This window comes from Chryseobacterium luteum (assembly GCF_000737785.1).
GTDB classification, from domain to species: Bacteria; Bacteroidota; Bacteroidia; order Flavobacteriales; family Weeksellaceae; genus Chryseobacterium; species Chryseobacterium luteum.
The window spans coordinates 1-13,365 of sequence record NZ_JPRO01000002.1; the positions used below are offsets into that span (position 1 = coordinate 1).

Sequence of the window (13,365 nt, forward strand, 5' to 3'; positions counted from 1 at the left end):
ATGATTTTCTTTTCCAGGGCCATTGCTTCAAATATCCTGAAGCTGAGTCCCGTCTGGTCAGCACGCATCAGGTCAAGGATCACTTTGGTATTCTTATAATAGCCAGGGAGTGCGTGATGAGGTATTTTTTTTCTTCCGAATTTTAAAATATCAATATTCTTCTTATCAATAATCTGGTTCAGTTTGTTTTTCCAACCCTTTTTCCCAACCATATACACCTGGAATTTTATTTTCATAGGATGCAGACGGTTGATCAGAAGATTAAGCGCAGAGAGTCTTTTCTGGTCATAAGACGTGATGTAAAACAGATCCAGTTTCGGATGCTGCCGGGATGCCGGAATATAATCGAGGTAATTATAATTGGTGATCTTTTCGAATCCGAAATTTTTCACATCATTATCGTCAAAAGAAAATATAGTGTCGAAATAGTGCAGAAGATGCGTTGCAGGGTTCCTGGCCATGCTGTCGTAGAGATAAGCGATGTTCCGGTCTGTGTATTCCCTGATCTTCTGGTGAATATTTTCGTCAATAGCTTCCGGGTTAATGACCAGAATCTGATCCTGCCTGCCTATTTTTTCCAGGGATTCCAGTATGAAACTTTGTCTTTTGTGATATTTTGGATTTTTTCCCAGAAAAATTTTGCTGAAAGTGTTTTTTATACGCTCTCCGGTATTTTTATGGGTAAAGGCTCCGATGTTGATATGGCATGCCTCAATGCCTTTATCACTCAGTTTTTCCACTATGTGTTCATCATAATGCCAGAAATCGAAGCTGATTAAACAAATTTTCATACTGCAAAAATAAAAATTTCATATTTAAATTTATATTTTTGATGAAAAGCCTGACGATAATGACCCAAAAAATTTTAATTGATGCCGAAAGACTGAAGTACCCTAAGTCGGGAATTGCGAACGTATGTGTTTCATTAATAAGGGGTCTGGACGAGAAAACCTCTGATTTTGAGTATACTTTTTATGGTCCGGAAAAAAATATTCCGCAGACAAAAAAAAACTTTAATATTATCGACTGGAAATTCTGGCAAAAGAAAATCCCCATCAATACCCGGCATTTTTCCCTTATCCATACTGCCCATCAGCTTTCTGAATACTTTCATACCGTAAAAAAGGGGCAAAAAAAGGTAGTGACACTTCACGATCTTAATTTTCTCCACGATGGAAGTTCGGAGCAGAAAGTGAAAAGAACAACCAATCTTGTTCAGAAAAACATCGGAAATGCGGATGCCATAGTTTGTATCTCGGAATTTGTAAAAGAAGATTTTCTTAAGAACAGAGGGCTTTTTACCCTGAAAAATAATGTTAAGGTAGAAGTTATTTATAACGGACTGATATTTCCCGAAAATATAGAGATCAGATCCGGGAAGAGCTACAGTTTCACAGGAAAAAAATATATTTTAAATATCGGGGTACTTTTTCCTAAGAAAAACCAGGAAGTTCTTCTGGACCTTATTTCACAGAATGACAGGGATCTAGTACTTATCACTTCTTCTGCAAAATCGGCTTATAAAGAAAAGTTTTTAGAAAAAGTAAAAGCCCTGGGCTTGGAAAACCGGGTGCATATCCTGGAAAATGTAGATAATAACGAAAAATATTTCCTTCTAAAGCACTGTGAATCATACTGTCATCCATCACTGGCGGAAGGTTTTGGAATTCCTCCGGTGGAAGCCATGTATTTCGGGAAACCTGTTTTTCTGAGCAGGCTGACCAGTCTTCCGGAAATTGGCGGTGATCTGGCTTTTTATTTTGACGACTTTTCGGCGGAGCATATGCAGGAGGTGTACGCATCCGGAATGCAGGCTTACGGCTCAAAAACAGATGAATATGCCTTACAGTTTAAAGAAAGAGCAATAAAATTCGGATACCTTGAGATGGCGGATGCTTATGAAAAGCTTTACAGTGAATTGCTGAATTAAAGCTTGATCTTGCCAAGTCTCAGTTTCCACTTAAATACATCGAAACTGTCGCCTCCTTTGATATCAATTCTTTTGATCTCAAATTTATTTTTCCACGGGTAATAGGCAATGTTGTTACCAATGCGTACTGCAGAAGTAATTCCAGCCTTTTCAAGTATGGAAAAAAACTCTTTTTTCTGTTCTCCTTTTTTGGGAAACTTCCCGTAAGGATAGGCCAGGACCTTTGTAAAAGGAATGGCTTTTTCTTCCAGGGTACTTATATTCCTATAAAGATCTTCTTCTGCTTCCTGAAGGGAGATCTGTGAATAGTTCTTATGGGAATGGCTGTGCAGAGCAATTTCAACAAATTCAGGATTCAGAGACTTGATTTCATCAAATGTCATCATCTGGCGGTTTTCCTCTGTTTCCCCTTTCTGGATAAGTTCGGTTGGAATGAAGATGGTGGCTTTCAGCCGGTATTTTTCCAGTAAAGGAATGAGGTATTGAAAATTGTTGAGGTAGCCGTCATCAAAAGTCAGAATGAGCTTACGCTTCAGCTGGCTGTTGGTCTGCAGGTCATTAAAAAATAAGGTGTTGTAATTATTTTTAATGTATTTAAACTGCTGTTCCATATCTTCCAGTGAAACAGTCAGCAAATCTTTGCGGGAGATTTTTTTCTCCGGCAGAACTTTGTGATACATGAGAATTCGGACACTTTCTGTTTCTGAAAATCCAAGTGTTCTTTTAACAAATCTGAGCATGGTTATCTGAATTTTATAAAACTGTATGCTTTATGGAATTTGGACCATAAATTTACTTACGGTTCATATAATTCTATTGTTTTTAATTGATTACTTAATGGTGTATAAGTCTGCAAAAACGAATATTTGTTACAATATTCAAATTTAATTAAATATTGAATGCACCAGCTTAAAAATAGCTTAAAATAAATTCAAACTTTTTCATAAGCTGGCTACGAAATTATCATAAAGAGTCTGGGATAGGAAAATGCATAAAACCCGTTTTATTTATTGCAAAGGCAAACAAAGAAATATATTTTGTTGTGTATAATAAGGAAAGCAAGGGGGCATTTCATTCAGCAAAGCAATATAAAATAACCTCAGTTTGGGTTAAGAGAATAGAATATATTTATTTAAACATTATGTACGATAGGGTTTCTCAATTTTGTTATCTATAATTTTCCGTCCGCAACGGCGTTTCACTCAGCTAAGGCTTCTGCAATCAATTGCTGAACAGAGTGCCTTTGCGAACGAAAAAGATAATTATTTGATTAATAATACGTTGTGGTTATTGCGTTTTAAATAAAAACAAGCCAATTAAACCCTTAATCCAAACTCACGTTAAAATATTTTCTGTGTATTGATAATGAAACGGTGTTGTTTAAAAGGAGGCCAACAGCTATCTATGAACGGTTAAATTTTAAGGATATTGAATCTGAAAATAATAAGAAACGCAGATCTGCTGCTCTAAAATTGATAGGCAGTCGGGTTATTTTACTGTTAAATCTGAAGAATGTTATTTGAATTTCCGGAGTTCGTTGATCTTTATATATTTCAGGAAAGTGTAGAAAGCTCCGGTAATGGATATGTAAAATCCGGCGACACCATCCAGAAAGCCGAATTTTAAAAAATAGGTTTTCATGAAGTCGTAGAAAGGAGAAAAAATGATCTTTAAAACAGATACTGATTTCCCGCTGGAAAACTTTTTTTCCGCCATCAGCTGTGTGTATTTGTTGATCTTTTCAATATGATGGGCAATACTTTTATAGGTGTAGTGATCAATATTCCCGGGCAGCTTTCCTTTTCTGTCTTGTGTGATGAAGCATTCATGCACCAGATCATCAGTGTATTTTCCGTGACCTTTTTTAAAGAATCTTTCTCTCCATACGTTGCCCCAGCCGCCATATTTAATGGTTTTCTTCAGCAGGATATTGTTGAAGTGGATCTCGTATACGTTATGGGAAGGGTTGGGACTTTCTAAAATTTCTTTAATGGCATTTACAGCCGTTTTATCCGGAACTTCGTCGGAATCCAGGAACAGGATCCATTCTCCTGAAGCTTCGGTCAGGGTATAGTTTTTCTGACAGCCGAAGCCGTGGAATTTTTTTTGGATAAATTTTACTTTCGGAAATCCACTACAGATTTCCTTGGTTTTGTCTGTGGAAAAAGAATCAACGACAATAATCTCGTCAGCGATCTCGTAGATGCTGCTGATACTCTTATCAATGATACTTTCTCCATTTAAAACAATGTAACAGACTGATAACTTCATTAACGAAATTCTGTGATAGTTTTTTCAATGATTCTGACGCAGTCTAAAAGCTGCTCCTCTGTAATAACCAAAGGTGGTGCCAATCTGATGATGTTACCATGGGTAGGTTTTGCGAGAAGACCGTTTTCCTTTAACTTCAGACATAAATTCCATGCGGTAGAGCTGTCCGGAGTATCGTTGATCAAAATAGCATTTAAAAGACCTTTTCCTCTTACTTTGGTGATCAGGCTGTTTTTTTCGATGATTTTTTCAATTTCGGCTCTGAAAAGCTGGCCCAGCTGCTCTGCTCTTTCTGACAGTTTTTCATCAGCAACCACATCCAGTGCTGCCACTGCCACTGCACAGGCAATAGGATTTCCTCCGAAAGTGGAACCGTGCTGTCCCGGCTTGATCACATTCATGATGCTGTTATTGGCCAACACCGCAGAAACGGGATACATTCCTCCGGAAAGGGCCTTTCCTAAGATCAGAATATCTGGCTGTACATTTTCGTGGTGGCATGCAATCAGCTGTCCGGTTCTTGCAATACCGGTCTGAACCTCATCTGCAATAAATAATACGTTATGTTTTTTACACAGTTCAGAAGCATTTTTCAGGAAACCTTCGTCCGGAACATAAACACCGGCTTCTCCCTGGATCGGCTCTACTAAAAAGGCGGCGATATTTCCTGCTTCTCTTTTTAATACTTCTTCTAATGCTGCGGTGTCATTATAAGGGATCTTTATAAATCCGGGAGTGAAGGGACCATAGTTCTGGTTGGCATCGGGATCATTGGAGAATGAAACAATGGTGGTTGTTCTTCCGTGGAAGTTATTTTCGCAAACAATGATTTTGGCTGCGTTTTCTGAAATTCCTTTTACTTCATAGCTCCATTTCCGGGCTAATTTTACGGCAGTTTCTACGGCTTCAGCTCCGGAATTCATGGGAAGAACCTTGTCGAATCCGAAAAGGGAAGTGATTTTCTGCTCGTACTCACCCAAATTTGAATTGTAAAATGCTCTGGATGTCAGGGCCAGTTTTTGGGCCTGGCTTACTAAAGCGGCAACAATTTTAGGGTGGGAATGTCCTTGATTCACAGCAGAATATGCTGAAAGAAAATCATAATATTTTTTGCCTTCCACATCCCAGACAAAAACGCCTTCCCCGCGGTCAAGAACCACTGGAAGAGGGTGATAGTTATGGGCTCCGTGTTTGTCTTCAAGGTCAATAAAATACTGTGAGTTTTTTGCTGTTACTGCTGTTGACATATGTTTTGGTTTTCGACAAATTTAAGCATTATTAATGAGATGTATGAACAAAAAGGTAATGCGGTACATGGGTGTATTTGAAGTGTATTTTAAGGGTGGATGACGCGGTTTCAGAAAATATTGCTTTCATAAATAAGGCAATGCAGGTTTTATATCTTTGAGTATGCTTTGTATTATTTTTCAGGGTGTTATTTTGCTATTCTGTTCATTGGCTTTTTCCCGATGATACAATGTTTACTGGTATTCTATCTCCTGAATCAGTACACTTGTTTTACTGCCGTTATTTAAGGTAACATTGGATATTATGTTGCCCGAGCTATCATAGGTGATATTATTTTTTATGGTTTTACCTGTTTTATCCGGAGAGATGATGGTTGTTTCGATGTTGTTTCCTTTGGTGTCAAATTTGTAAAGGAATGTAGTTTGAATTTTTCCGTTCTCTTTAGTTATGGCGGTATGAGGCTTATCAGAAGTTTGAAACTGGTATTCGGTTACATCCGTATCTTTAGGATTATCGCTATAAAAACTTTTGATCTGTATAAGTTGGCTGTTACTGTTGTATTTACATTCAGTAATGAGGTTTGAGAGGTCTTTAACCGATTTGATGATGTAATCCTGAGAATTATAATAAAAATTCTCTACTTCATCAATTTCATCCCTGGTCTCTTCATACTTTCCGTAGGTGATTTTTTTAATAAGCCTGTTATTATTATCGTAATTAAATACTTCTTTTTCTGTATGGGTATTGGTGGTTATACTGTCAATTTTTTTATTGCTGTAATGATAATATGATGTAACTGTTGCATCTTTTTCTCCTTCTCTGTAGAATTCTCTTTTTGTAAGCAGTCCCTTCCCTGAAAAGAAAAGAGTCTCATATGTTTTCGGAATTTGGGTATCGGAATAGGAAGTCATTTTTTGCAGCTTCTGTATGCTGCCATGTAATCCGTAGTCTTTTGTGCTAAGAGGAATTCTGAATAACAATTCTTGTCTCAAAATCACATGATCCAGATCCTGTGCAAAAACTAAAACAGGAAATAATAAAAGAATAATGAATATGTTAAACTTGCTAAAGATTTGAAGGTCATTGGATATGCTGAAATCTGAATTGAATGATTTTGTAGTGAAAATGTTTTTCATCATTATTGGATGTTTACTTTCTAAATAAAAGCACAGCTGTTAAGCCATGCTTTTGTTTTATTTTTTAGGGTGTTGTTTTCGCCATTCCGTTATATTCAAAGGTTGATTGTCTGGTCCGCAAGAGCCATTATATTCACATTCTTCCACGAAATATTCATCGTAATCGGCGTTATCCCACCATTCTTTGAATTTTGGGAGCCCGAAATAATTATTCTTTTCTAAAATATCAATATCTTCCTGACTTAGAAAAAACCGTAACCTTCCCATTATTTTAGCATTACTGTTATAAGAAGGGTTATATTTATACTGTTCTGCAAAATAAGCCAAATTGGCCATTATTTTTACTTTCTCGGCTTTTGTTAAGATTTTAGATTCTGGACTTTCACTATTGCCCAAATATTCCAAATACCCTTTGATGTTACCCAGAGTAAATCTATTTTCAGATGTATCATTAGGGGTGTATAACTTCTGTAATAATTTAAATGTGTTAATATGTAATCTTGCATTTCCATCGCAGTCTTTTGTCCAGAATAATTTGCCATAGTCTGAGGGATCACTTTTATTAAACTTTGTTTTTTCTATAACCCATTTTAGTAATTCCGGATCGTCAGTATATCCAAAAGTTTTTACCAAGCCTTCCATAAAATACGGGTCATTGAGAATAAGCCATTTGTAATGGGCTTTACTGCCATTGAACAGATACATGTTACGGGCGACTAATGTCTGGATGTTTTTTTTGCGTTGTTCTTTCAGATTGGAAATATCTTTCCATAAATATTTTTTCACTTCATTGCCGCTTGCATCTTTGTAGGTTTTCGAAAAAGTGTTCTCTTCTTGTGCTGTCTCATTATATGATTTCTGATAATCAATAATGCCTGGAATGGGGTAGAGCTCAGTAATGAAGTTTAAATTCTTTATAATAAATATTCCGTTATTCTCCGCATCATTAGGGAGGTAATTAAAGGACCGGTCACATTGATGTAAAAAATTAACATATAGAAAATTACTGGCTGATTTTGGATCAATAATCCTGTTGAATATCTGTTTTATTTTTGTGTTAAATTCTTCATTATTAGTTGGTTTGTAGCCATTGTCTGTAAGAAGCTGGCTCAATATCGGTACAGTTACTTCCAGATCTTTTTCTGAATATTGATATGGATTGTCAAATGCAGGCTTTCCGTACTCTAATTGTTTTTTCAGCATGATATTAATGTCTTGATTAGGTTTTAAACTGTTCGTGCTTTCTTGGATATTTGGGCTGCTGACTTTTTTTTCCTGGCATGAAACCAGAAATGATGAGATAAAAAGCAAGCCAATTAAAAATCTATGTTCCATTTTAATCATTTTATTGTTCAGATCCTTTTGCCCCAGGATTTCCTTTGTATTCAGGCAGAATATAATCCGCATCGGTTATTTCATAATTTTTAGGAATTACGTATGCAAAATAGTCAGAAATATCATAGGCTACACAATATAACTTCTGTGACTGATTTCCTCCTAAAATTACAACTTTACCATTTTTTTTGCCTGCTACAAAACCTACATGCCCTCCGCCTGTTCTTGTTTTAACAGCAATAGCACCATATACCGGTTTTCCTAAATCTTTTCCTTCTGCCCATGTTGCCCACTTTAAAGCTCTTACAGCGTCATATCCTTTATCAGAGGTGACTCCTTCATACCCATAATGCTTCATAACCCAATTGATAAATGCAGCACACCATGCTATATCTGTTTCATCTTTTGTTCCGGCTTTCATTTCACTTTCATATGGTGTTCCGTCAAAAAACTTTTGAATTTCTTTATTGGTTCCGGTTTCAACCAGGTTTCTGGCTTCTTCCTTCCACGCCAGTTCCATCCAGGGAGCTCTTCCTTCAAGGTTGGGTAATATACCTCCATCCTTGCAGACATTTTTATCATACTTAAACCATGTTTTAAGATTAGAAAGGCCAGTTTTGCGATCATCCCATCCATTTGGTTTTACTTCTAATTTATGAGTGAGAGAATACCCGTTTAATACCTTGCATATTAAAAAATAATAACGTTCTTCATCTTCTTCCATTAATGCCGCAGTTTCATTTAATGTCTTTCCCAAAGCTTTGCTGAAGTACTCTCTTTTAAATTTCATAGCATCTTTTTCTGCCTGGGTGTAGTTTTTATGTGGATTTTCTTTCCATGTTGGTATTTTTTTATAGATAGACCAAAACCATCCGCCACTATCTACAGCCAAATAAAGTTTGGTCGCAACTAATTCTGGATTATTTACAACATCCTCTGGAACTGTTTCATCATAATCCGCATAAGCAACAGGATCACTTCCGTCTCCGGTAAGCTGCTGAATTCCCCGTCCCTTATACCTATATCCACTTGAGTCATGATTGCTTGACTCTTCTCCTGCTGTCCTGAAAAAGCCGGTCTCAGAATATACATTAGCCAGGAATGCAATCTTTTGAATACACTTATTAATGGAATATTTACTAAACATGGCATTGAGCTCCATTGTTAAATCGGCAAAACTTTCACGGTCCATATTAGTGGAACTCCAAATTTCCTCTTTACCCCGCATGTGTTTAACTAAACTTCGAACCTCTGCTTCGGTGAATGCTCTGTCACAATAACAAGTTTTTTGCTTTCTCACCTCCGCCATTTCCACCACTACCGGCATCACATCATTATCAATAGTTTCCGGGGTTTCTTTCTGGGAAACCTTCAGGCAGCCGGCTTCATAGAAGATAAACTGCTTTCTGAGTTCCAGCATTTCATCCTGGGTAAAAGGTGTTCCGTCCTGTTTATGGGCTTTAATTCCCAGCTTTTCCATATCTTCTGTTCGTACCAGATCAGCCGGAAGTGTATTATTTATGGTGACCTGAATTTTTTCAGCTTTCCAGATCTTTTTATTGGCATCGGCAGGATCTTTCAGTTGCCTTGAAACCTGTGCAATATAATAATCGAAGTTTTTAGGTGGGTTTTTCCATTCTTCTTTGGCGGTGAAAGAAACTTCTAACAGGCCGTCTTTACCTGTTTTTTCTTCTTTGTAAGTCTCTTTGCTTTCGTGTGTATAGACGATGTGGTTTTGTTCGTTAAGGCCTTCCTTGGGAACTTCTTTGAAAACATCAATTTTTAAGACTTCTTCAGTCATATTGACTGTGTGTGCCCAAATTTTATGGCTTTTTCCATAAAAAGTCTGTTCGCGCTGTATATCTTTTCCATTTTCTGTGGAAAACATGATGGAAACAATTTTCTGTTCAGAAGTAATGATAAGTTCTTCGTTTGAATCCAGAACTTCCAGATAGGTTGTAGCGGCATCTATGACCACGGGACGTGTTTCCCCGATGGAAATGCTCGCTGGAAGTACCACATCTGCTGAGGTGCCTGCCTGCAGTTCTATAGTAAATACCAGGCGGTATTTGGGCGTAGGGTTGTCTGCTGTTTTGGGAATCGCAGCATCCAGTTTTTTCTTATAATCTTCAGTGGTATTTATCAGGAAAGAAGCTTTGCCTTCGCTGTTAAGCGTTATGCTTTTTTCTTCCAGCATGTATTTGTCTTTTTCTTTGTAGAAGTCATCGCCTTCTCCTTTTACCCATACTTTTACCTTCAGGGTTTGATTCTGAAGACCGTCAATTTCCACGAAGCCGTAAGTATCTTCTCCAAAACCTGTTTCTGTACGTTTCACACCTGTTCCGTATGCCCAAAGCGCTCTTTTAATGGTGGGTTGGGAAACCTTTATTTTGGTGTCAGTTTTTTTATTATCCGTATGATCTCCTGTTAAATAAGCAGAAATGGTAAATTCCCCAAGCTCATTGAATGTAAGCGTTCCGTCTCCGTTGTCAGTAACGTTTTGTGGAACTTCTATTTTTATCGCTTCGTTTCCTGCCAGCGTTGCAATTCTTGCTGTAGCGGTGTATTTTACTTTTGTTCCTTTGGGAATGTTTCCTGCGGGAAGTGTAAACTTATCAATTACGTTTTTAATGATCTCAAAATGGAAAGTGTCTGATCCTGTAAATGCAGGCTGTTTTCCAGCTCCAAGCGGATTGGCATAGGCTTCCAGAACATATTTCCCCAGATATTCTCCGCTGGAGAGTTGTGCATCCTGGCTGAGAAAAGCATCTGCTCTTTTATTGATCATGGCCGTTTTGAAAGAAGTTGAACTTTCAAACGCCGCTATTCTTCCTTTTCCTTCTTTTTTCAGATACCAGTGTACTGTTTTTCCGACGGCTGGAAGATAGACCACATTGAATTTGGAGGCCTGTACTTTAAGCATATCACCGGATCGGAGCAGTCCGGGTTCTCCGCTTACCCCCATCACTCCCAATGTATTTTCAATTTTGATCTCCACAGATTCGGGCTTGGGATCATTGGGGTCCGTAAATGCTTCCACGGTATATTTTCCGGCATTTTTAAAGCTAAGTGTTGCTGTATTTCCCATTCTGCCTACACCGAGAATGTGAGGGGAGACGGTTCCGGAATGACTGTTGTACAGTACTGTCGTGCCCTGTTTTATCCGCCATTGTGCTGTATTGGATAAAGGCATGAAGGTGTTTCCGTTCAGAATTTTCATCTGATCGGCACTGGTATTCAGCTTATATTCTACGGATACGGGAATTGGGATGTTGACCAGGGTAGAGGTTCCGGGAGTGACAATTTTTTTAACGAAATCTTTTACCACTTCAATGATGATTGCACAGTTTTTATCACCGGCTTTTTTGCCGTAAGCCTCGATCCTGTATTTTCCTTCCGGAAGGCTGTCAAAAGTCTTGCTTAATGATTGGTTGAAAACACTTCCCAGGCCAATGAATGTTTTTACTTTGTCTTTAGTGTCTTCTCCTTTAAAAAGGGCCCATATAATCTTTGTGGCATCGCCTTTAAACTGGGCGTTCAGGGTAAGATTATCGGCTGAGAAAGGATTTAAAAAAGGAGTTAAAGGATTTTTTTGCAGCTGGACATAATAATAGGTTCCGGATGGTTTTGCAACAGGAATAGGGAGTGTCATTGAAATGGAATTCACTGATGTTGTAGCGGAAGATGCAGCTGATGTTTCCCATTGCGGCGAGGCATTGGCCACAGAGAATTCGTCTGCTTCTTTTACATCGATCTGCGAAACATTGTTGGCCTGTCCGGTCGTAGCAAACGCAATAGTTCCCGGAATACCATATCCCGGGCAGGTAGCTGTAGAAACATCCAGCAGTATTTTCATACTTTTGTTGAACTCTACATTTTCATAATAATCTTTATACTTAAGGTTGCACTTTCCTTTGCAGGGATATGTTTTACCGTCTGAACCTTTGCAGTTACCGAAGCCGTTTCCTCCGCCGAAGCTTTCTGCTTTATCATCAAGATATGTTGCCACGGGCTTTCCCTGTGCAAAATATTTGTTTTTGCCGAGCTTTTTTTTCTGGCTTTTTACTTCCATCGGAACAGCTGTTCCTTTGGAGTTGTTGGCGACGGAACTGCTGCAGTATGCGGTAGCTCCTTCTACAATAATAAATCCTTTATTTGCCATGTCAAGTGTTCATAAAGTTATATAATACTGCTTGTTTCCTGGTATACTATTTCGTCTCCGTCTGACAGGATAAAATCTGCTTTCTTTTTTGCATACTGCTTTTTCCGGGAGTTATATTGCATTTGTATGGTGAGTTCTGCTTTATATGGTCCGGCCTGACGTGAATATTTTTTGTTTATTTCTTCTTTGATAGTATCCGGCACTACGGTTTGCGAAGTGAAAAAAGCCTCAAAACCGTAATCTCTCTGTTCTGCTCTGATGATCCCGGAGCATTGTATATTTCCTGTTCCTTTAATATTCCATGTAATAGATTCCTGATTTTCGCCTCCGTTGTCCACATAGGAAGGGGCAAAAAACAGAAGGTTCCAAAAAGGTTCTTTCAATTTATTTTTATAAAAAAGCTCTTCATCTTCGAAAGCTGCGAGATACTGGCTTCTGAATAGGTCACAGTTTGGGTATTTTTCGTGAATGCCTTCTGTTTTCTGTTTCCAGCTTTCTATATTTTTCTGATGATCTGTAGCATTTAAGAACACTCCTTTTTCATCTACTTTTATTTTTACCGGGTAAGAACTCTTTTCCAATTCGTGAAGGATTTCCATAAAGTTGTTTTCAGAAGGCAGGGGAGTATCTTCTATTTTCTCTATAAGCCAGTCCCTGGTTTGGTCTTCATTTTCAGTTTCCTGCAAGGTGACTCTACAGGATGAATGGAAGCCTTTGGTTTCACCGAACCGTACTTCCAGTGTGTTTTCCACCTGGTAAGTATGTACTTCTGATGAGTATTTCTGAAAAGGTTTTACCTGGTTTTCTTCCATATCTGTTTTATTATTTCACTTTATCAAATACTATTTTTCCGTCCTTGTAAATGACCAGATGTTCTTCAGGTTTTGCTCCCGGTGTATCAAACCATACTTTAACGACCAGATTATCCTGATGGCCTTCAATCCCCCCGAATTCATTATCTCTGGCTGATTCCCGCATGTTTTTTTTGTAATTGCTGAAAAATGAATCTTCATAGAATAAAATCATTTTTGCGTTTTTTATATCGTTCTTGTTTTGATCCAGATAATTTTGGATATCTAAGGCCAATTCTTCAGAAGTGTGATTACTGTAGCCGGAAATCGTATAGTATTGAATTCCAAATTCCAATTGTGAATTAAATTCTTTATCTATTGGTTTTATATTGATGTTTTTCATTTTCAAATTGTTATAGATGAGGATGCCGGCCACTACAGCCAGCGCAAGAATGATAATTATATAAATTTTTTTGCCCATTGATCAGTCAT

Annotated in this window: 10 protein-coding genes; 1 reads left to right on the forward strand and 9 read right to left on the reverse strand. The window is 37.8% G+C overall.

The genetic code is table 11. From position 1 onward, the window contains the following. On the reverse strand, nucleotides 1–791 hold a 791-nt coding region (locus IX38_RS03520; RefSeq protein WP_034701819.1), incomplete at its 3' end, for a CgeB family protein. Between the two features lie 59 nt (nucleotides 792–850). Here IX38_RS03520 and IX38_RS03525 point away from each other — a divergent pair. After that, the gene (locus IX38_RS03525; RefSeq protein ID WP_034702461.1) at nucleotides 851–1,930 is read left to right on the forward strand and encodes a glycosyltransferase family 4 protein; all 1,080 of its coding nucleotides are present in this window, start codon (nucleotides 851–853) and stop codon (nucleotides 1,928–1,930) included. Here IX38_RS03525 and IX38_RS03530 read toward each other — a convergent pair. The 8 genes from IX38_RS03530 to IX38_RS03565 all read right to left on the reverse strand — a co-directional run bounded on the left by IX38_RS03530 (nucleotide 1,927) and on the right by IX38_RS03565 (nucleotide 13,354). Beyond that, on the reverse strand, nucleotides 1,927–2,670 hold the full coding sequence (locus IX38_RS03530; protein WP_051884443.1) for a polysaccharide deacetylase family protein: 744 nt from the start codon (nucleotides 2,668–2,670) through the stop codon (nucleotides 1,927–1,929). The two genes, IX38_RS03525 and IX38_RS03530, sit on opposite strands and share 4 nt — an antisense overlap. A gap of 775 nt (nucleotides 2,671–3,445) precedes the next feature. Next, entirely contained in the window at nucleotides 3,446–4,201 is a 756-nt protein-coding gene (locus tag IX38_RS03535; RefSeq protein ID WP_034701821.1) for a glycosyltransferase family 2 protein, read from the reverse strand. Next, nucleotides 4,201–5,448 (reverse strand): ornithine--oxo-acid transaminase, encoded by a 1,248-nt coding sequence (rocD, locus tag IX38_RS03540; RefSeq protein ID WP_034701826.1) that lies wholly within the window; start codon nucleotides 5,446–5,448, stop codon nucleotides 4,201–4,203. The genes IX38_RS03535 and rocD overlap by 1 nt, the downstream gene beginning before the upstream one ends. Before the next feature lie 234 nt (nucleotides 5,449–5,682). Further along, a complete protein-coding gene (locus tag IX38_RS03545) occupies nucleotides 5,683–6,588 on the reverse strand; it encodes a hypothetical protein (protein ID WP_034701829.1) in 906 nt (301 codons plus the stop codon). Between the two features lie 54 nt (nucleotides 6,589–6,642). Further along, a complete protein-coding gene (locus IX38_RS23160) occupies nucleotides 6,643–7,920 on the reverse strand; it encodes a hypothetical protein (protein ID WP_228377904.1) in 1,278 nt (425 codons plus the stop codon). 10 nt (nucleotides 7,921–7,930) lie between these two features. Then, on the reverse strand, nucleotides 7,931–12,082 hold the full coding sequence (locus tag IX38_RS21850; protein ID WP_051884445.1) for a TIGR02594 family protein: 4,152 nt from the start codon (nucleotides 12,080–12,082) through the stop codon (nucleotides 7,931–7,933). A gap of 17 nt (nucleotides 12,083–12,099) precedes the next feature. Further along, nucleotides 12,100–12,894: a hypothetical protein gene (locus IX38_RS03560; protein ID WP_034701834.1), complete on the reverse strand. Its 795-nt coding sequence runs from the start codon at nucleotides 12,892–12,894 to the stop codon at nucleotides 12,100–12,102. A 10-nt stretch (nucleotides 12,895–12,904) separates the two neighbouring features. Further along, nucleotides 12,905–13,354 (reverse strand): hypothetical protein, encoded by a 450-nt coding sequence (locus tag IX38_RS03565; protein ID WP_034701836.1) that lies wholly within the window; start codon nucleotides 13,352–13,354, stop codon nucleotides 12,905–12,907. Nucleotides 13,355–13,365: the final 11 nt, after the last annotated feature.

Excerpts from the sequence above, each read along its gene's own strand:
- IX38_RS03525 (WP_034702461.1), top strand. The coding sequence starts at position 851 with ATGACCCAAAAAATTTTAATTGATGCCGAAAGACTGAAGTACCCTAAG.
- IX38_RS03530 (WP_051884443.1), bottom strand. The coding sequence starts at position 2,670 with ATGCTCAGATTTGTTAAAAGAACACTTGGATTTTCAGAAACAGAAAGT.
- IX38_RS03535 (WP_034701821.1), bottom strand. The coding sequence starts at position 4,201 with ATGAAGTTATCAGTCTGTTACATTGTTTTAAATGGAGAAAGTATCATT.
- rocD (WP_034701826.1), bottom strand. The coding sequence starts at position 5,448 with ATGTCAACAGCAGTAACAGCAAAAAACTCACAGTATTTTATTGACCTT.
- IX38_RS03545 (WP_034701829.1), bottom strand. The coding sequence starts at position 6,588 with ATGATGAAAAACATTTTCACTACAAAATCATTCAATTCAGATTTCAGC.
- IX38_RS23160 (WP_228377904.1), bottom strand. The coding sequence starts at position 7,920 with ATGGAACATAGATTTTTAATTGGCTTGCTTTTTATCTCATCATTTCTG.
- IX38_RS21850 (WP_051884445.1), bottom strand. The coding sequence starts at position 12,082 with ATGGCAAATAAAGGATTTATTATTGTAGAAGGAGCTACCGCATACTGC.
- IX38_RS03560 (WP_034701834.1), bottom strand. The coding sequence starts at position 12,894 with ATGGAAGAAAACCAGGTAAAACCTTTTCAGAAATACTCATCAGAAGTA.
- IX38_RS03565 (WP_034701836.1), bottom strand. The coding sequence starts at position 13,354 with ATGGGCAAAAAAATTTATATAATTATCATTCTTGCGCTGGCTGTAGTG.